This window comes from Natronorubrum daqingense, assembly GCF_001971705.1.
Lineage (GTDB): Archaea > Halobacteriota > Halobacteria > Halobacteriales > Natrialbaceae > Natronorubrum > Natronorubrum daqingense.
In genome coordinates this window covers 3,042,494-3,062,947 of sequence record NZ_CP019327.1, presented here as the reverse complement: position 1 = coordinate 3,062,947, position 20,454 = coordinate 3,042,494, and the positions used below count along the sequence as shown (strand labels likewise).

The window sequence follows — 20,454 nt, the reverse complement described above, 5'->3', positions numbered from 1 at the left end:
GCGTTTGCGATGCTCGGAAGAGCTTGCTCTTCCGCCGGGTCGCACGACTCTCGCGTTGCTCGAGCCGTGCTCCCGGCCAAGCTGTGTGCCCACGGTGCATCTACGTGGCGCGCGCTGTCAGCCGTCCGAGCGAGAGTGAGGACGGCTGAGAACCCCGTGCGAGGGATGAGCGAGTGTAACGAGCGAATCGGCTGGGGAGGTTGTGGAAATCATTGCCGCCAGCAACAGCAGCAGTAACTCGCTCGAGTCGTCCTCGAAACGGAACAGTCGGACTCGAAACGAAGGAGTCGTCCTCGAAACGGAACAGTCGTCCTCGAAACGAGAGAGTCGGACTCGAGGACACGCGAATCGACAATAAAACGGAACAGTCGACCCTGGAATTCACTCACCAATTGCGTTTTGAGCGTCCTCGAGCGAGAACTTCCCCTCGTACAGCGCACTGCCGACGACCACAGCCGAGGCACCAGCCGACTCGAGTGCCTGCACGTCCTCGAGCGTCGCGACGCCGCCGCTGGCAATGATCGGAACGTCGGTCGCCTCGACCAGTTCTCTGACCGGTTCGGTGGCCACGCCCTCGAGTCGTCCCTCGACGTCGACATTGGTAAACAAAATCGCCGCAGCACCCAGTTCCTCGTAGCGCTCGGCGGCTTCGACGGGCGAAATACCGGCACCTTCGGTCCAGCCCTCGACGACGACCTCGCCGTCTTTCGCGTCCAGACTGACGACGACGCTGTCGGGGTGGTCCTCGCTGATCTCGGCGACGATATCGGGGTTCTCGACCGCCGCAGTGCCGAGGATGACGCGGTCGACGCCCCGCTCGAGCAGGTCGATGGCGTCCGCGGCCGTGCGGATACCCCCGCCGAGTTGGGTCGGCACGTCGACGGCCTCGAGGACGGCGTCGATGGCGTCGGCGTTCCCTCGCTCGCCGTCGAACGCGCCGTCGAGGTCGACAAGGTGCAGCGAGTTCGCCCCCGCGTCGATCCAGCGGTGGGCTGCCTCGACGGGGTCGCCGTAGGTCTTCTCGGTGCCGCGTTCGCCCTGGACGAGCTGGACGACCTCGCCGTCCTGCAAATCGACGGCGGGGAGGACTTCGAACGTCGGAAACGTGCTCATGAGGGGGCGGAGGGTGGGGGCGCGCCTAAAGCCTCCGGAAGCAGCCGGCGTCGGCCGAACCGGACGAACGGCGAACAGTGTCTGTTCAGCTGCCGTCCGCGAACGCCAGACCGTCGCAGCGGCGTGTCACTCGAGTCGTCAGCGACGCCTACGGAACCCGAACAGTCTGGCATTCGTGCAGAGAGACTACAGGACGGGCTATTGAAGATCGAACTAGTCGAATGTCGTCAGGGGTTCTCCTCGCTCAGGAAGCGACCACTCAACCGGAACTGACGAGCGACATGCTCGTCGTCTTTGGCGTCGTCGGGCTGGCACTCGTCCTCTTCGTCACCGAGCGACTGCCGATCGACGTCACCGCGATCTTGTTGATCGTGGTCCTCGTCGTCCTCGAGCCCTGGACGGGGATCGACCCGAGCACCGGCATCTCCGGATTCGCGAACGACGCGACGATCACAGTGCTCGCGATGCTCATCCTCAGTGGCGGCGTCGCCCGGACGGGGATCGTCCAAGCGGTCGGCCGACGAATGGCTGCATTCGCGGGCGACAACGTCCGGAAACAGTTGTTTGCGACTACCCTCGCCAGCGCACCCGTCTCCGGGTTTCTCAACAACACGCCGGTCGTCGCGTTGTTGGTCCCGGTCGTCTCCGACGTCGCGAACCGCGGGAACACGTCGCCGTCGAAGCTCCTCATTCCGCTGTCCTACGCCTCCCAAGTCGGCGGCATGCTCACGCTCATCGGCACGTCCACGAACATCCTCGCGAGCGACATCAGCGGCCGCCTCGGAGAGGACTACGCCGAACTCCACCAGTTCTCGATGTTCGAGTTCACCCAGTTAGGTGCCATCGTCGTCGTCGTCGGCTCGCTCTACCTGATCTTCGTCGGCCACTACCTCATCCCCGAACGCGTGCCCCCACAGGCGGACTACCTCGAGTCCTACGAGGTCGGCGACTACCTCGCCGACGTGGCCGTCGTGGCGGGCTCGCCACTCGCCGGGTCGACGGTCGGGAACGCGACCTCCAAGTTTGGTCCCGAAATCGATATCGTGCAGGTCGTCCGCGACGGCGATCGGGCGATCGCACCGGGTCGTGACACCCAACTCGTCGAAGGCGACATTCTCGTCGTCCGGACAGATCGAGACGCGATCACGATGCTCGAGGACGCGTTCGGCGTCGAGCCAGTCGGGCGCCCGACCTCGACGGCAGAACTGTCCTCCGAGGATGGCGACGGCAGTATCACCGAACTGGTCGTCTCGCTCGACTCGCGACTCGTCGGCGAACGACTGGACCCCGAAGCGTTTCGCGAGGAGTTCGGCGCCGCCGTCCTCGGACTTCGCCGCCACGGCGAACTGATCGGCGAGCGGATCGTCGGTCGACGCCTCGACGTTGGTGACACGTTGCTCGTGCAAGCGCCCTCCGATACACTGGATCGGCTCTCGAGGCGCGACGACGTGATCGTCGCTCGCGAACCGCCCCAACCCGACTATCGGGCCGCCAAAGCGCCGATCGCCATCGCCATCATGATCGGCGTCGTCGCCGTTGCCGCTCTCGAGATTTACCCCATCCTCCTCTCGGCGCTCGCCGGCGTCGTCGCGATGATCGTCACGGGCGTCCTCGAGCCAAACGAAATGTACGACGCCGTCGAGTGGGACATCATCTTCCTGCTGGCGGGCGTGATCCCGCTCGGGATCGCACTCGAGCAGTCGGGTGCGGCCGCCTACCTCGCCTTTCTCGTCGTCGAGACGGCAGGCTTTCTGCCGACGATCGTGGTCCTGTGGCTGTTTTACATCGTGACGGGGCTGATTACGGAACTGATCAGTAACAACGCGAGCGTCGTCCTCTTGATCCCGGTCGCAGCGGCCGCCGCGGCGGGTATCGGCGCGAATCCCTTCGCGTTCGTCCTCGCGGTCACGTTTGCTGCCAGTACGGCCTTTCTCGGGCCGATCGGCTACCAGACAAATCTATTCGTCTACGGCCCCGGCGGATACAAGTTCAGCGATTACTTCCGCGTCGGCGCACCGCTGCAGTTGCTGTTGTCGATCGTAACCGTGCTCGGAATCGCGTTCTTCTGGGGGGTGTGAGGTGGTTCCCGAACCGAAACGCGACGAAAGTGTATCCTCGCTTTGATTGTATAGGTTACACGAATGGTTCAAGTAGCCAACGTTGTCTCTCCAGTAGATATTTCAGGAATACACTCGTATAATTCGTAGATGGTCGAAACGCTTCTGCTGATTGGAGTCATCGCGTCGATTTTCGTCGGCTTCAATATCGGCGGTTCGTCGACAGGGATCACGTGGGGCCCCGCCGTCGGTGCCGGAATCGTCTCGAAAACCGCAGCGGCAGCGATCATGACCGCGTTCGTCTTTCTCGGCGGGATTAGCGTCGGACAGAACGTCATGGAAACGCTCAGCGAGGGCATTATCACGATCGATCTCACGTTATCCGCCGGCGTCGCCGTGCTCTTTTTCATCGGATTGGGAATCCTCGTGGCCAACATCTTCGGCGTCCCCGTCCCGACGTCGATGACGACCGTCGGCGCGATCGCCGGCCTCGGGTTAGCGACCGGCACGCTAAACTACGCGACGATGACCGAAATTATCTCGTGGTGGATCGTCACGCCGATTATCGGCTTCTGGATCGGCGGCATTATCGGCCGGTACATCTATCCGGCCGTCAATCAGCGGGTGACGATCGAGAAGACGGAGGGCCCGTTACTGGCTCTCGAGCGACGGGGCTCGATTCCGACGGTAGCGCTCGGCCCGAACACGACGCGATCGGAGGTCGGGACCACGGTCGTCGTGTTCGCCGTCGGCTGTTACATGGCGTTCAGCGCCGGCGCGAGCAACGTCCCGAACGCCGCTGCGCCGCTGGTCGGCGAAGCCGGACTCGAGGTCAACACCGCGGTCGTTATCGCCACGCTCGCGATCGGACTCGGTGGGTTCACCATCGCCCGGCGAACGATGGAATCGGTCGGCGGCGAACTGAGCGACATCCCGCTTCTCGCGGCGCTGTTCGTCATGGTGACGGCGTCGTCGATCACGACCGCACTCTCGTACATCGGGATCCCGATCAGCCTCGTGATGGCGACAGTGATGACCATCGTCGGCATCGGCTGGGGTCGGGCGACCCGACCGATCACCGTCCGCGAGGCGGTCACCCGCGACAGCGAGGTTACGGAACGAGAAATCGTTCCGGGGGCGATCACGGCCGAGGAGATGGAAGGCGAACCATCACCGCCGATCGGTGAGGAAGAACCCGAGGAAGTGCTCGACGCCGGCGACCTGTTCAACCCGCGAGCCGTAATCAAGTACCTCTCGATGTGGATCATCGGCCCGTCGATGTCGACGATACTGGCCTACGGATTTTTCACGCTCCTTCCGGGCGTCGCCTGACTGGGGATTTAGGCGCTGGCCGTCGTACCTTCCCGTATGCTCTCGACGATCCTCGTCCCCGTCGACGATTCCGAACACGCCGGTCGAGCCCTCGAGTACGCACTCGACAACTACCCCGACGCGGACGTCACCGTCCTCCACGTCGTCGGCGTCCCGTCGATGATGATGGGTGACGCCGTTGGACTAACCCTCGAGGACGACCTCGAGGAGGCGGCCGCCGAACGCGCCGAGTCGGTGTTCGAGCGAGCACAGGCGATTGCCGACGACCGGGATCGTGAGATCGAAACGGTCGTCGGCGTCGGTCATCCGGCCCGGAACATCATTGACCGCGCCGAGGACTACGAGACGATCGTCATCGGCAGTCACGGCTCCGACTGGGACCGCGCGACGCGCCGGTTTCTGGTCGGCAACGTCGCCGAGACGGTGTCGAAGCGAGCACCCGTACCGGTCGTGATCGTTCGCTAGACCGTCAGGCGCAGTCGCTCACTCCTCGTCAGCGTCGTCCCCGACCGACCCCTCGACGATCTCCTCGATTTCGGCCTCTCGAGGGCGACGTTCGACGCGTTCTTTGACGTCTTCGACCTGCGTCTGGACTGCTTCGACCTGTCTTTCAACCGTTTCTTCGACCGACTGCTCGACGACCTCCTCGACTTGGGTCTGGACACCTTCGACCTGCTCTTCGACCGTTTCCTCGACTTGGGTTTGGACACCTTCGACCTGCTCTTCGACCGTTTCTTCAACCTGTGTCTGGACGCCTTCGACCTGCTTCTCGACCGTTTCCTCGACTTGGGTCTGGACACCTTCGACCTGCTCTTCGACCGTTTCTTCAACCTGTGTCTGGACGCCTTCAACCTGCTTCTCGACGGTCTGTTCGACCTGTTCCTGGACGCCTTCGACCTGCTTCTCGACCGTTTCCTCGACCTGGGTCTGAACCGCTTCGACTTGCTCCTCGACGGTCTGTTCGACCGCCTGCGTCATCCAGTCTGGATCGAACCGAGCCATCTTCCAGACGACGTGAACGACGTATGAGGCGAACACACCGATCCCGAACGCGATCCCGACGTTCGTCTCGCCCGTTACGATCAAGCCGATCGAAAGGACGATCAACGCCCCGTACGCGAGGTCGACGAGCGCGTCGACACGGACCGGGTTCATCGCCATTGTTCACCGACAGCGACGGCGATTTCTGTCACAGAATACGCTGCTCGAGTCGAGTTCCCCCACGTCGGTGTGGTCGACCGACTTCGACGAATCAACTGACACGGAAACATGTTAGCTGTAAAGACGAGACGGTTAACCGAAACACTTTGGACTCAAAAGCCGAAGATCGGGACGAACCGGAACGTTAGGAATGCGCCCAGCGTCGCGAGCACCGGGACGAAGTTTTGGACTAAGATCACTCGCGCAGTCGTCGACGGATCGAACAGATCCGACGCCTTCGGGATATCCTCGGCTTCTTCCTCACCGATTTCGGGTGCGGGTTCTCCTTCCTCCTCCGTGGTGAGTGCACCGACCGAGACGCTCGTCTGCTCGCTCCCTCGAACGGCGTCTGTTACCGTGGTTGTCCGAGTCGCGCGGCCCCACCCGAGCCCGATAATGCTCATCGTCGCGACGATCACCAACTGGACCGGAATCCCGATCGCCGAGAGCAGGGTCACGATCGTCGCCGAGACGGTCATGACGACGACCGCCGCCGTTAACGGCAGGTTCGTAATATCGTTCCCCATCGTCTCGAGCGTCCGTCTGGCGATGGTGAACGCACCGATGGTGACGGCCACGCCGGCCAAGATGATTCCCCACTCCATGTTGGAGAAGGTCGCGAGGACACCGTCCTCGAACTCGAGAGCGCCACTGCCGACGAGCGGCGCGACGGCGTTCGCGACGTTGCTGGCCCCCGAACTGAAGGCCATGTAACAGCCGATTCCGACGACGATCAGCGAGCCGGTAATCTCGCGTTTGTCAGTCCCCTTCGCTGCCGAGACCTTCGGAATCGTCGACGAGCGATCGACCACCCACAGGTGGGTCTCGCGCCGAGAAATAGCGACCCACTCGTTGAGTTGCGGATAAAAGTAGCGACCGATCACGCCGCTCACCCAGAAGGCCACGATCGGCGCGACGATCCACCACGAGACGATTTCGCCCATCGTGGCCCAGTCGAGCGTCCCCGTCGCCAGTCCGAGCCCCGCGATGGAACCGACCGCGGTCATCGACGTCGAGGCCGGAACGCCGAACAGATTGCCCGCAAACAGCGCGAGGCCGATGAAAAACAGGACGCCGATCCCCGCCTCGAGCGTCAGAATGTCGCCCGGGACGATGTCCTCGCCGAGGGTTTCGACGACGGCCGGCCCGACGATCCAGCCGCCGAGGAAGAAAAAGACCGACATCAGCGCGGCGGCTCCGAGTTTCGAGAGCACGTGCGCACCGACAGCGGGTCCAAACGAGACACCGGTGGTCGCTCCACCGATATTGTAGCCAACGAAGACGGCCACGAGAATACCGACGAGTAACAGTGTCTCGATCACAGACGAGATAACGCAATCCGTCGGGATAAAGGATACTACTCACCTCGCCGCACTCGTCGACTGACAGACAGAAACTGTCGAACGCTGTGAGGCTGTTTCACCGTGGTGTCTCGAGTCGGGTCGAACGACGCTGCCTCGAGACGATGTCGGTCGAGGGAACTCGGTATCGAGGTGGATTCCGTCGATCTGACGGGGGTGCTTTCGCACATATGTGATCTTTTGGAGAGTTTGTTCGAGCCGTATGAAACATGTGTTTAAATCTCGAGCGTCGAACAGAGATATCCTGCCTGATAGACCAGTGAGGACCGAACAGCAAGCTATACCAGTGCGGGACTCGAACCGCCGAACGATGCCCACGGTAGAATACCTCAACTACGAAGTACTGGACGACCAGGGCTGGGAGATGGACGACGACGACCTCTTCGACCAGGCTGCCGACGCCGGTCTCGACGAAGAAGATTACGGCTCCCTCGACGTCGCCGAAGGGGAGTACATCCTCGAGGCCGCCGAGGCCCAGGGCTACGACTGGCCCTTCTCCTGCCGTGCAGGTGCCTGTGCAAACTGTGCAGCCATCATCAAGGAAGGCGAAATCCAGATGGACATGCAACAGATCCTCTCCGACGAGGAAGTCGAGGACAAGAACGTTGTCCTGACCTGCATCGGTTCCGCCGAGACCGACGAGGTCAAAATCGTCTACAACGCGAAGCACCTCGACTACCTGCAGAATCGCGTCATCTAACGGCTACAACTACCGCATAGACGACCCGTCCCAGACGATGGGACGATTTTCACTGGTTTAGGCAACGGTGGCAGAAAATCCCCAGCAACTGCTGTCGTCTCGAGCAGTTCGTCTCTCACACTCGCTTCACTTTCGTGCAAAATTAGCTACACACTATGGGAGCAACGGAATGGTGATACCACAGCAGGCCACACGCAAGGTATCAACCGATTGTATTCACAACAGACGCGAGCAATCGAGCAGTTGCGTCGGGCCTCTCGGAAGACCGGTAGCCCGTCGTGTGGCCTCGAGCGAGGCGTGTCCGTTCGATGGCGAAACTGCGTCTCGAGCCGGTCACACTCGAGAACTGGACGACAAGAACTGGTTTCGAAAGCGACCACGGGTGTGCCAGGAACGTCGACACACTCGCCGACGGCAGACGGTGAAACGACGGTGGGTGACGATGGTCGACGGTGGTCGTCTGAGACGCGACTCGAGAGTCGGCTTTCCGGTGAAAATCTCATACGGCAGCCGGCGACGATCAGGACGGTCGACGACGAAATTCTGGTCGGCAAAGAGAAATCGTATTTTGAAGAGACGGGAATTGTTGCTCCCAGAAGAATACGGTGCAGATCGTGTAGTTGATTTTAATGGGTCCGTGGAGACGAGAGCGCGATCACGCGGACTCTCGACGGGAACGAACGACCAAGTACCCGGCCAGTAGCACTCCGACTGCCGGGAACAGAGCGAGGACGCCAAAGAGCACGCCGATTCCACCGTAGGTGAGTGAGATACCGGCGACCGACGCGCCTGCGGCACCGATCCCGAAGACGCCGAGATACGTGTAGCCGAACGAGAGGCCATGGACGTCGGCTGAGGCGTACTTTCCGATCAGCGCCTGGTGGATGGGTGCCTCGACGTAGACGAAGAAGCCGAGGGCGGCGGCGATCGCGAGCGTCGCGATCAACCCGCCTTGCGTCGCGATAGGGAAGAGCAACGAGACGACGATCAACGCGACGAACGCGCCGACGATGGCCCACTCCGGCGAGCGGTAGTCGCTCACTTTTCCGCCCACGTACTGTCCGCCTGCGCCGATCAACAACAGTCCGGCGTAGACGTACTGGCTCGGATCGAACGACTCTCCGGCGATCTCGACGGACGAAAAGACTGGCAGGTCGGCGAGTACGTCCGGCAAGAACGTGAAGACGCCCCGATAGTACGTCCCCGCGAGCATCGCGATGGCGAACACGAGGATGAAACTGCCGACGAACAACACCTTCGTCTGCTCGAGCAGCGTCGCGAGTTCGGCGCGGAAGCCGTCGGTTCCGGCCCCGTCGTGCGAGTCGGTCCGGTCGCCGCCGTCGCTCGAGGCGGTGGGTTCGTCGACGGCCGCGGTTTCGTCGAACGAGAGGCCGTACGCCGCGACGACGCCGATGATTGCCGGCACGACGAAGAGGGCGGCGACGAGCCGCCAGTCGAGGAGGGTGAGTGCGATGGCAGCAGCGAGCGGGCCGAATGCCGTGCCGACGTTTCCGGCGACGCCGTGGTAGGCGAGGACGGTCCCCTGCTGGCGGGCCCCGCGAGTGATGAGCGAGAGTCCGGCGGGGTGATAGACGCTCGCGGCGGCCCCCCAGACGACGAGGGCCGCGCCGAGCACGTAGACGTTGGGCGCGAGGCTCACCAGCGCGAACCCGCCGCCCATGCCGACCATCGACCAGACGACGAGTTGTTTCGACCCGAATCGATCCGCGAGAATGCCACTCGGCAGGGCACCGACGCCGATGAGGCCGTAGCCGACCGCGACGACCGTTCCTAACACCGCCGCAGAGACGTCGAACACGTCGAGCCAGATGACGACGAACAGCGGGATCGTCAGCTCGTAGACGTGAAACGTCGCGTGGCCGATCATCGTAAACCGCGAGATCTGTCGGTCGTTTCGATTCATTGCCAGTGGGGTGTACTCGAGTGAGCGCGAACGATCATCAGTGTGAACGGGAGTGACGTGAATCTACCGTCCGCGCCACTATTCAGGTGCGTGAAACGACCGTACTTGCCGGTACATCCACATTGATTGGCTCCTGCTGAGAGGATTCGATCCAGAGCCGTGATGGTGTGTTGACGAACTGATGGCCTGGCAATACAAGTATACGGTCCTCGCGCTGTGTACGCTGGCGTTTCTCTCGACGACGGTTGCTCGACTCGCGATTAGTCCGGTCGTCCCGGCGATTACGGACGATTTCGAAATTTCGAACACGATCATTGGATTCGCGCTGACGGGAATGTGGATGGCCTACGCGCTCGCGCAGTTTCCGAGCGGTATCCTCGGGGATCGATTCGGCGAGCGGACGGTGATCCTCCTCGCGTTAGGCGGGACGTCGATCATGTGCGTGTTGCTCGCCCTGTCGCCTCACTTCGCCGTGTTCGTCCTCGCCGTCGTCGCCCTCGGCGGGGTGGCCGGCCTCCACTACAGCGTCGCGACGACGTTTCTCGGTCGGACGTTCGACAATCTCGGGTTCGCGATCGGCGTCCACACGAGCGGGTCGTCCGCGGCGGGACTCATCGCCCCGGTCGCCGCCGCGTGGATTAGCGTTCGCTTTGGCTGGCGTCCGGCGGTCGCGTTCGCAACCGTGATCGCCTTTCCGATCTTCCTCCTCTTCGCGTGGCGTATTCGACCGACCGAACCGCGCCAACCGGGAAAAGCGGTCGTGGAACGGCTACAGCTCGGGCCGGTCGTCGGGATACTCAAACGTCCGGAGATCGCGTTCACCGTCTCGATCGCCGCACTCTGTGCGTTCGTCTGGCAGGGGATCGCCTCGTTTTTGCCGGCGTTTCTCGTCGAGTATCGTGGCCAGTCGGAAGCGATCGCGGGCACCGTTTTTGCGATGTACTTCGTCACGCAGTCGGTGACCAAGCCGAGCATCGGCGCGCTGTCGGATCGGTTGGGCCGAGACGCCGTCATCGTCGGTTGTATGATCACCGGCGTGAGCGGGCTGGGACTGTTCGTCGCCGTTCCCGGCCTCCTCGGCGTCATCGGCGGCATCGTCCTCGTCGGCATCGGCTTGAGCTGGGCCGTCGCGATCGAGCCGCGATTCATGGAAAACATGTCCGAACAGGAACGCGGCGGCGGCTTCGGGCTCGTTCGGACGGTCTACCTCGTTATCGGGTCCCTCGGCTCGCTCGCTGTCGGCCTCTTCGCCGACGTCTTCGGCTGGGCCGTCTCCTTTGGCATGCTGATGGCCGCGTTAGGGATCGTCGCCGTCGGCTTGCTCGCGAACGCGGCGCTGGGACTCGAGTACTGAGCCCCCGTTTCAGCACTCGCTCCTCGAGGGCTCGTCTCACTACTTACAGCCCGAGACGGAGGACGCGATTGGTCGCGATCGTCGCACAGACGAGGGCCATGATGCCGGCGAGCACGGCGAATGCGGCTTCCCACCCGAAGAAGTCGGCGAGCGCGCCGACGGCGACGCTGCCCGACGCGCCGGTCGTCATGTAGACGGTTCGGACGAGTCCGAAGCCCGTGCTCCGTTCGGCGTCCGTAAACGAGTCCATGAACCGCGACTGGACCGGGGCCCCCCAACTCATCGCGAGCCCGATGAAACAGACGCTGAGTGCGTAGACCGCGAGGCTGTCGGCGACGACGAGCGCACCGTAGCCGAGGACGCCCGCACTCATCGAGACGACCGTCGTCGCGTCGCGGCCGAATCGATCGGAAAGCCAACCGGTGAGGGGCTGAGTAAGGCCGTGGGCGAGAAAGTAAAGCGAGAACAGCGCGCTCGCGAGCGACGCTGAGAGCCCCTGTCCGTCCTCGAAGAACGCCGGCAGGAACGACGCCGTCGCCTGCCACGTAAACGCACAGAGAAACGCGATGAGCGTCGTGTACGCGATAGACGGTCGAGAGAGTAACTCGAATATCGTGGTGATCTGTACGCGCTCTCGCATCGGTTGCTCCGGTCGTTCTGGCGTCGTCGGACGGATTCGCCAGATGAAGAGGACGAACAGTGGAATCGCGAAGAGCGCGCCGATGAGGATACCCGCTCGCCAGCCGTAGAAACTAGCGATCAGTGCCGCAGCGACGGGGGCGACGAGACCGGCAGCGGGACTCCCGGCGATGTGAAACCCGATCGCGCGACCGATATCGTCGAACTGCTTCGTCAGGTAGGTCGTCGCCGGCGTGTAGTGCAGGCCGGCACCGAATCCGAGCACGATCGCGAAGACGACGAACAATCCGAACGTCGGGGAAAGCGCGAGAAAGATGCTTGCGACGCCCGTCAACCCGATCGCCGTGAGAATAACGCGACGCTCACCGAATCGATCGCCGAAGATGCCACTCGGAAACTGCGCGATCGCGTACGTCGCCCACATCAACGAGAGCGCGAAGCCGACGGCCGCGTTCGAGACGCCGAAATCGTCGGTTATCGCGGGGACGAGCGGGCTGATCGAGAGCCGCGCGACCATCGTCCCCATGAACGCGAGCGTACACAGCACTAACGCCGTATGGGTGTACCGCCACTTCACAGCCCCCCGTTTCGGGGGTGGGAAAAAGCGGCTTGCGTTCCCGGTGTATCTGACCGGATAATATTGCCCCAACGAACGTTCTTCGTCGCTTACCCGAGCGACGGGGCGTCCTCGTCCGGGGCGACCTCGAGGGCGTTGAGGACGACGGCGAGCATGCTGTAGTAACCGAAGGTCGCGACGAGTTCAGTTACACCAGTTGTTCCGAACTGCTCGGCCGCTGCCTCGAAGCGTTCGTCGTCTACCTCGTTCGTCTCGAGCAGTTGGCGGCCGAACGTGACGATGCGTCGCTCGTGGCTCGAGAGGCCGTCGACGGCAACTCGCTCGCGAACGGCCTCGATCGCCTCGTCGCTGACGCCGGCGTCTCGCGCGATCGGTTCGTGGACGGCCCACTCGAACGGACAGTCGAACTCGCGTGCGGTCGTCAGGATCGCGAGTTCCCGGACGTCGTCGGGAAGCACGCTGTCGAATCGAATGTACGTTCCCAAGTGACCCGCGCGGCCCGCCACCTCGGGGCTGTTCAATAAGACGCCGAAGGGGCCGATCACGTCGCCGCGACTCTCGACGATCTTGTCGTAATTGTGGTATTGGTCCTCAGGAATCGCTGCCTTAGACGCGATAAATGGGACCCTAGGCGAGTCATTGTCTGCCATTGTATCCGAACCGTTGGCACTCGAGGATATATAGCTAGCGGAGAACAGGCGGCCAGCCATCGAAAGGCGAACCGACGTCGGTCGGGTGGTTCAGTCGCTACCGACCGGTGCCGAGACGTCGACGTCTTCGGACGTGTAGTGGCGGACTAACACGAGTGCGAGTCCGAGCGCTGCCGGCCCGTCCGTCATAACCCCCGGAATCAGGAGTAAGATCCCGCTCGCGAACAGGATGAGCCGTTCGACGCGTGAGGCCCGTTTGAGCAGGAATCCCTCGAGGGAACTCGAGATGGCGACGACACCCGCACCAGCGGAGAGGACGCCGAGGACGACGGCTCCCGTGCCGCCGATGAGGAGCAACTCGTTTCCGTAGACGAACGCGAACGGAACGAGGAACCCGACGGCGGCGAGTCCAACGGCGTCTATCGCCACGTTCCACGGGTTCGATTCCGAGATACCACTCGCCGTGAACACCGCGAGCATCACCGGCGGCGTGATGGCGCTCAGGATGGCGAAGTAGAAGATGAACATGTGGGCTGGGAGCGTGTCGACGCCCAGTTCGATGAGCGCCGGCGCGCCCAGCGACGCGACGACGATGTACGCCGCGGTCGTCGGGAGGCCCATGCCCATGACGATCGACGCGATCATCGTGATGATGAGGCCGATCAGCAAGACGCCCTGCGAGAGCGTCGCGACGAGCGAGCTAAAGACCAACCCGAGGCCGGTCAGGGTGACGATGCCGACGACGATTCCCGCCGTCGCACAGGCCGTCGCGACGATCAGCGTCATCCGAATACCGCGATCCAGCGCGCGAATAATCGTGTGAACGGCGTTGTACCCGATCGTTCCCACGGTGTCGAAATCACCGTTGGCCGTGGCGCGACCGAGTCGTTTGACCGACGAGAGCGGAATCGCGACGAGGAGCGTCAACACGATGGCGACGAACCCGGCGGTCATCGCGGTCCACCCCGAGAGCAGCATGTAGACCAACACGACGATCGGCAGCAGGTAGTGAATCCCGTTGGTCACCAGTTCGCGAGCGTCCGGCAGTTGACTGGCCGGCAGTCCCTCGAGGCCCTGTTTCTTGGCTCGGAAGTGAACCGAGAGGAGGATACACCCGAAGTAAAGCGCCGCCGGAACGGCCGCGGCGATGATGATCTCCGCGTAGGAGATGCCGGTGAACGCGGCCATGATGAACGCGCCGGCACCCATGATCGGCGGCAGGATCTGCCCGCCGCTCGAGGCGGCCGCCTCGACGGCCGCCGCGTAGCGCGGTTTGAATCCGGTTCGGTCCATGAGCGGAATGGTGAAGGCGCCGGTTGTCGCGGTGTTCGCGACGGCGCTGCCGTTCAGGCTGCCCATGAAGGAACTCGCGATGACGGACGTCTTGGCGGGACCCCCCGACATGCGTCCGGTGACGCTGTAGGCGAGGTCGATGAACCAGTCACCGATGCCAGTCACCTCTAAGAACGCCCCTAAGATGATAAAGAGGACGACGTACGTCGCACTCACGTCGAGTGGGATGCCGTAGACGCCGTTCGTCGAGAGCATGAGGTGGGAGACGATGCGCTCGTAGCTGTATCCGGGGTGGGCAAGTTCCATTGGCCACAGTGGGCCAGTGTAGGCGTAGACCATGAAGACGCCCGCCAGTATGGGGAGGATGACGCCGGTCATCCGGCGGGTCATCTCGAAGACGAGGATGAGGCCGATGAACCCGAACAGAATGTCGATTCCAGTCGGATTCCCCGTTCGGGCGGCCAGATCGTCGTACGTGAGTGCCCAGGAGACGTACAAGATCGCCGGGAACGTGAGGAACGCGAGCGCCCAATCGTACCACGGGATGTAATCCTTCGGTTTCCCGGTGTGGCTTTCGTACCACAGGAATACGAGCGCGCCGAGGAACGCGAGGTGGATCGGCCGGTTGATCAGTGCCGGCGGAATGCCAGTTCCTGCCGTGATGACGTGGTAGGCACCGACGACGACGGCTAAAAAGACCGCAGTGAGCTTCAGCTTTCCTTCTAACGGCCGCGGTGCCGTGCCGCTCCAGTGGCTCCCCGTCGTTATCGTCGATTCGTCTATATCTGTGAGTTCTTCTCCGATTCCGCCGTCGTTACTATTGGTGCTCATACCAGTGTCTGTCTATTACTGTCAGTAGTTTGGTGCCGGGAAATCACCGGAACCGATTCATCGACGTCGGTGTCCGTTCGCCACGATCGAAGGCCGCAATTGAGGCTGCAAGTCGTGTGCGTACGCACGAAATTCTCGTGACTCATATCGAAGATATTCTCGTGTATTCTGGTGGGTGTCTCGCCGTGCCAGCATCCGCGTCGGACAGTCTCCTCGTTCGAAGGACACGCGGGCCATCGGTGTCAATGCGCGTCGGAATACACGGTCGACAGGCTTCGAGTGTTTTGCTTCCCGTTATCGAGCCCGGTAGACCAGGTGAGCCGACACAGTGTGTGGTAACACGACTCATCTATGAAGGTCGTTCACTAGCAACGCACTAAAGCGTTAAACCATTCGTTCGACCAGGCGATAGCTCGGATTCGATCTGGTTACAGATCCAGATCGTCGAGTGCAGACTCTCCGCCTGGGTGGTACTCGGTCGGACTCTCACGGGCGTACTCTTCGAAGTCGTCCGCGGCCTGGTGGACGTCTGCCAGCCGGTCGATATTCTCGTAGATCGTCGTCGTGAGGTCGTTTGCCATCTCCTCGTCCATGTCTTCGTGAACGACGACGGTGTTGAGGACGCCGGGGTTCGGTGCCGGCTCGTCCTGGCCGTCGTACGTGTCCGCTGGAATTTCGTGAGGCTCGTAGTGATCCCACTCCTCGCTCATCGCTTCGAGGTCTTCTTCGGGGAACTCGACGAACGTGACGTCGGCCTGCGTGAACAGTTCGTCGACCGCCGGACCGGGGAGGCCGACGCTGTACATTCCGGCGTCGAGTTGGTCGTCGATCATCGCGTCCGTCGTCTCGTCGAAGGAGTACTCTCGAGCGTCGACGTCGTCGTAGTCCATGTCGTAGAACTCGAAGATGTCGGACGCCGTCATCTCGGTTGCACTACCGAGGTCACCGATCGACACCGAGTGGCCCTCGAGGTCGTCGAACGTCTCGACGTCGAGGTCTTCTTGGACGACGACGTGCGTCGGGTTCATGTACGCCCCGTGGAGCGCCTGCAGCGGGATCTCCTCGTCGAAGTCACCTTCGGCATGAATGGCGTCGTGGATCGCGTTTTCCATCATGAGGGCGACTTCGGTGTCCTCGGCGAGCAGTCGACCGTTCTCGACACTGCCACCGGTCGACTCGACGGACGTGTCCAGTCCGAGCTCGTCCGACCAGACGTCAGCCATCCCGCCACCGAGCGTATAGTAGACACCGCCGGTCCCACCGGTCGCGATCGTGACGAAGTCGTCACCACCGCCACCACCAATCTCGTCCAGACAACCGGCCATCCCAGTCATGGCAGCAATACTTCCCGCACTTACACCTTTGATAAACGTTCTTCTATCCGAGCGATTGTCCATGCTCACATCCACCATGCCAATACAACACCATAAGTGTATTGACCACCTATCACACCCAAAACACATTATATGGATATTAACAGCTAGTAATGAATTCGAGAATGGACTGAACTCCGATAACCCATCGCCTGATGTCGATATCGGTTGTCGAGAAAGTCACATTGTGTCAGATACACGACTGAAGTGCTCGAGGACACCGGTCGTTGCTCGAGGCAGGGCCGATGTGAAACTATAACTACGTGCTAACACTCACCACCAGACGTGACACGCATACTCGTTACGCACAGCGAATCGCATCCTATGCGCCTCGATCTCATCGCCGCCGAACTCGAGGACTGCGAGATTCGCGATCTCGAGGTGCCGGCAGGTGGACTCCGCCGAGACGTCGAATCGGAACTGATCGACGCGCTCGAGGGCTGTCAAGGGCTGATCGTCCGTCCGGGACTCGTCACGGAACGAGTGATTACCGAGAGCGAGGACCTCGAGATCATCTCGGTCCTCAATTCCGGCTACGATCACATCGATATCGAGGCCGCGACCGAACGCGGAATCGTCGTGACGCACTCGCCCGACAACCCCGGACCGAGCGTCGCCGAGCACACGGTCGGCCTGATGCTCTCGATGCTCCGCAAGATTCCGAGCGCCGCCAATCAGACGAGCGAGGGTGAGTGGGCGAGCGCGCGCGAGACGGAGCGTCTCGAGCTACAATCCTGTACCGTCGGCGTCGTCGGTCTCGGCGTGATCGGGTTCGACGTCGCCCAGACCGTTCGGCGAGCGTTCGGCTCGGAGGTCCTCGCGTCCGATCCGTACGTCTCCGGCGAGCGCGACTCGGCGATCTACCCGCGCGTCGATCCAGCCAAAGTGAGCGACGAAGGGATCGAACTCACCGATACGGACACGCTCTTCGAGCGAAGTGACCTCGTGACGGTCCACGCGCCGTTGACCGAAGTGACGCGCGAATTCGTCGGCCGCGAGGAGTTCGACGCACTCGCTGGCGGGTACTTCATCAACACCGCTCGAGGCGACGTTATCGACGAGGCCGCGCTCATCGACGCGGTCGAAGCCGAGCAACTGGCGGGCGTCGCCCTCGACGTCATGACGAACGAACCGCCGGAGCCGGACAATCCGTTACTCCACTCGGATCTCGTCACGGTGACGCCACACGTCGCGGGCCTGAGTAACCGACTCCACGAACGCGGCGTCGAAAAACTCGGCCAGCGAATCCGAACCGTTCTCGCCGGTGATCGAACGGCCTACACGGTCAACCCCGAGGTGTACGACGAGTAAGGGAGCGACGTCGAATCGCGTTGTTCGGCCCTACTCGAGGTCTCGTTCAACCTCACTGACGACGTCGACGACGGTCCGGCTGATCTCGTCGGCGACGGCTTCACCGAGGGTCAACGGCGGCGCGAGCATCAGGTGATCCCCGCGGTGACCGTCCACGCTGCCACCTCCCGGGTAGGTGTAGACGCCCTCCTCGAACGCGCGTTCGAATAGCTGCTTGTAGACGCCGAGATCGGGATCGAACGGCTCGCCCGTCTCGAGATCCGCGACGAACTCGACGCCGACCATCAAGCCGAGCTGTCTGATGTCGCCGACGATCGACGAGTCCCGAAGCGGCGCAAGCCCGTCGACGAGTTGCTCGCCGCGCGCTCGAGCGTTCGCCAACAGCTCCGGCGTGTACTGGTCGACGACGTGGTCGGCGACGGCCGTCGCGATCGGATTCCCGCTGAACGTGTGACCGTGGTAGAACGAGTGGTCCGCGTCCTCGAGGGACTCGAGGAGTTCGTCGCGGATCATCGTCGCGCTGATCGGCGCGAAGCCGGCCGACATGCCCTTTCCGAGCGTGAGCATATCCGGGACGACGTCGAAGTGCTCGCTGGCGAACATCGTTCCCGTCCGGCCGAACCCGACCATGACCTCGTCGGCGATGAACAGGACGCCATACTCGTCGCAGATGCGACGAACCTCCTGGTAGTAACGCGGATGCGGGTGGGCGACGGGGATGCTCGAGCCCGAAACCGGCTCCGCGATGAACGCGGCGACCGTCTCCGGCCCCTCCTGTTTGATCAGCGTCTCGAGTTCCCCCGCGGCCGCCTCCGCCTGCTCTTCCGGCGAGCCCGAGTACTCCCAGCGATAGGGATAGGCCGGACCGATCTTCGGCCAATCCTGCAGGTACGGCTTGTACGTCGTCCGGCGACCGGTGTTCCCCGAGGCAGAGAGCGCACCGAGCGTCGCGCCGTGATAGCCCTGCCAGCGACCGATGACCGCCTCTCGTTCCGGCTCGCCGCGAGCGACGTGATAGTCTCGAGCCAGCTTGATCGCGGACTCGACGGCTTCGCTACCGGAGTTCGAGAGGAACGTGGTGTTCAACGATCCCGGCGCCATCGCCGCGAGTTTCTCCGAGAGCGAGTCGACCGGCGGACTCGTGAAGTACGACGTCGAGGTGTAGCCGACTCGAGACGCCTGTTCGGCCATGACCTCGTCGACGCCGTCGGGCGAGTGGCCGAGGTTGACGACGGCGGCTCCGGCGGCGGCGTCGATGATCTCCTCGCCGTCTTCGGTGACGAGGTATTCGTCGTAGGCATCCGTGATGACGGGATGGTCGGGGTCGCGACCGGCACCCCACTTGTACAACGTTGACATCCTGCGAATCTATATCATGGGTGTACATATAATCAGTGTTCGCGCCGCTGTCGTGTGCGAAAAGTAACGAGTGCTCGGTTACGCGTCGTCGCCGGTTCCCACGACACCCTGCTCTCGGAGGCGTTCGATCTCCGCCTCGTCGTAGCCGTATCGTGCTAACAGCCCGTCGGTGCTCTCCCCGAGTTCTTCCGGGGGCGTCCCGAGGTGGGTCTGCAGCGAGGAGAAATGAACCGGGTGATCGATCACTTCGGCGTCGTCTCGTCCCTCGCGTTCCATCGTCCGCTTGAGGTTTCGCCGGACGACGTGTTCGTCCGCCCAGATCGACTTCGTGTCGTGAATCGGGCCGGCCGGAATGTCGGCGGCCTGCAGTCGATCGACCCAGACGTCGGCGCTCGCCGACGCTAACTCGGCTTCGATGATCTCTGTCAGCACCTCCGGGTGCTGGGACCGATCGTGCATCGTCTCGAAACGCTCGTCCGCCAGGAGGTCCTCGCGCTCGAGGACGGCACAGAAGTCCGTCCACAGCGATTGGGTTCCGGCGGCGATGACGATGTTCTCGTCGCGACACGAAAAGAGGCCGAAAGGAGCGATCGTCGGGTGGCGAGTGCCGAGTCGGGGAAACGGCTCGTCGGTGCCGAACGTGTGGCCCGCTCGAGCGCTGAGCCACGAGATCGCGGCGTCGAGCATCGGCACTTCGATCCACTCGGAGTCGATGTCACCGCGTTCGCGCGCGTAGAGGGCGGCGAGGATGCTCTGGGTGGTGTACATCGAGGTGATCAGGTCGCCACTCGGCAGGCCCGACCAGAGGGGCTGGCCGCCTTCCTCGCCGGTGACGCTCATGATACCGCTCATGGCCTGTACGAGCGTGTCCCACGCGGGGAGGTTCTCGTAGGGGCTGTCGGAGCCAAAGCCGGAGATCGAACAGTAGATGATCGAGTCGTTGACCTCGCGGAGATCCTCGTAAGCGAGGTTGAAGGACTCGACGCGACCCGGTTTCGTCGATTCGACGAACACGTCCGCGTCGGCGACGAGTTCGCGGACGATCTGCTGGCCGTCTTCGGTCTTGAGGTCGACCTCGATGCTCCGTTTGTTTCGGTTGATCGTGTCGAAGTACGCCGGCGTCGGCTGGATCCCCCGACTTCGGTCGCCGCGACCGACGGCCTCGACTTTGATCACCTCGGCGCCGAGATCGCCGAGGTTCATCGTTCCGAACGGCCCCGCGATCACCTGCGTGAGGTCGACGACGGTGACCCCAGAAAGCGGAAGGCTCTCAGGAGTCGTCTCTTCGGACATTGGGTAGGCATTCGCGCCGGTACCTATAGCGTCTTTGATCGCTCAGGTTTCTCGCTCACCACTGGCTCCGTCCAATCCCCATCGACC

16 protein-coding genes are annotated in these 20,454 nt (G+C 62.6%); 6 read left to right on the top strand and 10 right to left on the bottom strand.

Annotated elements, in window-relative coordinates:
- Nucleotides 1–381: 381 nt before the first annotated feature.
- The gene (gene hisA / locus BB347_RS14830) at nucleotides 382–1,113 is read right to left on the bottom strand and encodes a 1-(5-phosphoribosyl)-5-[(5-phosphoribosylamino)methylideneamino]imidazole-4-carboxamide isomerase (protein ID WP_076582736.1); all 732 of its coding nucleotides are present in this window, start codon (nucleotides 1,111–1,113) and stop codon (nucleotides 382–384) included.
- 221 nt (nucleotides 1,114–1,334) lie between these two features.
- On the opposite strand from hisA, the gene BB347_RS14825 reads away from it, so the two are divergent.
- The 3 genes from BB347_RS14825 (at nucleotide 1,335) to BB347_RS14815 (ending at nucleotide 4,967) form a co-directional block, all read left to right on the top strand.
- On the top strand, nucleotides 1,335–3,191 hold the full coding sequence (locus BB347_RS14825; RefSeq protein WP_076582738.1) for an SLC13 family permease: 1,857 nt from the start codon (nucleotides 1,335–1,337) through the stop codon (nucleotides 3,189–3,191).
- Between the two features lie 129 nt (nucleotides 3,192–3,320).
- Entirely contained in the window at nucleotides 3,321–4,502 is a 1,182-nt protein-coding gene (locus BB347_RS14820; protein ID WP_076582740.1) for an inorganic phosphate transporter, read from the top strand.
- A gap of 36 nt (nucleotides 4,503–4,538) precedes the next feature.
- Entirely contained in the window at nucleotides 4,539–4,967 is a 429-nt protein-coding gene (locus tag BB347_RS14815; protein ID WP_076582742.1) for a universal stress protein, read from the top strand.
- An 18-nt stretch (nucleotides 4,968–4,985) separates the two neighbouring features.
- Here the strand turns inward: BB347_RS14815 and BB347_RS14810 are convergent, their stop codons facing one another.
- Nucleotides 4,986–5,657, bottom strand: coding sequence for a DUF485 domain-containing protein (locus BB347_RS14810; RefSeq protein WP_077202644.1), 672 nt, complete (start codon nucleotides 5,655–5,657; stop codon nucleotides 4,986–4,988).
- A 158-nt stretch (nucleotides 5,658–5,815) separates the two neighbouring features.
- Nucleotides 5,816–7,024, bottom strand: coding sequence for an inorganic phosphate transporter (locus BB347_RS14805; protein WP_076582744.1), 1,209 nt, complete (start codon nucleotides 7,022–7,024; stop codon nucleotides 5,816–5,818).
- Between the two features lie 349 nt (nucleotides 7,025–7,373).
- On the opposite strand from BB347_RS14805, the gene fer reads away from it, so the two are divergent.
- Complete coding sequence (gene fer / locus BB347_RS14800) at nucleotides 7,374–7,763, top strand: ferredoxin Fer (protein WP_076582948.1); 390 nt, start codon at nucleotides 7,374–7,376, stop codon at nucleotides 7,761–7,763.
- A 655-nt stretch (nucleotides 7,764–8,418) separates the two neighbouring features.
- On the opposite strand, the gene BB347_RS14795 is transcribed toward fer, so the two are convergent.
- Nucleotides 8,419–9,687, bottom strand: a complete 1,269-nt coding sequence (locus BB347_RS14795) for an MFS transporter (protein ID WP_076582746.1) — start codon at nucleotides 9,685–9,687, stop codon at nucleotides 8,419–8,421.
- A 181-nt stretch (nucleotides 9,688–9,868) separates the two neighbouring features.
- On the opposite strand from BB347_RS14795, the gene BB347_RS14790 reads away from it, so the two are divergent.
- Complete coding sequence (locus BB347_RS14790) at nucleotides 9,869–11,041, top strand: MFS transporter (protein WP_076582747.1); 1,173 nt, start codon at nucleotides 9,869–9,871, stop codon at nucleotides 11,039–11,041.
- A 43-nt stretch (nucleotides 11,042–11,084) separates the two neighbouring features.
- Here BB347_RS14790 and BB347_RS14785 read toward each other — a convergent pair whose 3' ends face one another.
- From BB347_RS14785 to BB347_RS14770, 4 genes are all read right to left on the bottom strand, one after another.
- Nucleotides 11,085–12,257, bottom strand: coding sequence for an MFS transporter (locus BB347_RS14785; protein ID WP_076582750.1), 1,173 nt, complete (start codon nucleotides 12,255–12,257; stop codon nucleotides 11,085–11,087).
- Between the two features lie 89 nt (nucleotides 12,258–12,346).
- Nucleotides 12,347–12,907 (bottom strand): carboxymuconolactone decarboxylase family protein, encoded by a 561-nt coding sequence (locus BB347_RS14780; RefSeq protein WP_076582752.1) that lies wholly within the window; start codon nucleotides 12,905–12,907, stop codon nucleotides 12,347–12,349.
- A 90-nt stretch (nucleotides 12,908–12,997) separates the two neighbouring features.
- On the bottom strand, nucleotides 12,998–15,031 hold the full coding sequence (locus tag BB347_RS14775; protein ID WP_076582754.1) for a TRAP transporter permease: 2,034 nt from the start codon (nucleotides 15,029–15,031) through the stop codon (nucleotides 12,998–13,000).
- Between the two features lie 428 nt (nucleotides 15,032–15,459).
- On the bottom strand, nucleotides 15,460–16,365 hold the full coding sequence (locus tag BB347_RS14770) for a TAXI family TRAP transporter solute-binding subunit (protein ID WP_236995957.1): 906 nt from the start codon (nucleotides 16,363–16,365) through the stop codon (nucleotides 15,460–15,462).
- A 363-nt stretch (nucleotides 16,366–16,728) separates the two neighbouring features.
- Here BB347_RS14770 and BB347_RS14765 point away from each other — a divergent pair, with 363 nt between their 5' ends.
- Nucleotides 16,729–17,715 carry an NAD(P)-dependent oxidoreductase gene (locus tag BB347_RS14765; protein ID WP_076582758.1) on the top strand — a complete coding sequence of 329 codons (987 nt, stop codon included), beginning with the start codon at nucleotides 16,729–16,731 and terminating at the stop codon, nucleotides 17,713–17,715.
- 30 nt (nucleotides 17,716–17,745) lie between these two features.
- Here BB347_RS14765 and BB347_RS14760 read toward each other — a convergent pair whose 3' ends face one another.
- Nucleotides 17,746–19,074 carry an aminotransferase family protein gene (locus tag BB347_RS14760; protein ID WP_076582760.1) on the bottom strand — a complete coding sequence of 443 codons (1,329 nt, stop codon included), beginning with the start codon at nucleotides 19,072–19,074 and terminating at the stop codon, nucleotides 17,746–17,748.
- Nucleotides 19,075–19,152: 78 nt separating this feature from the next.
- The gene (locus BB347_RS14755; protein WP_076582762.1) at nucleotides 19,153–20,367 is read right to left on the bottom strand and encodes a CaiB/BaiF CoA transferase family protein; all 1,215 of its coding nucleotides are present in this window, start codon (nucleotides 20,365–20,367) and stop codon (nucleotides 19,153–19,155) included.
- Nucleotides 20,368–20,454 lie beyond the last annotated feature (87 nt).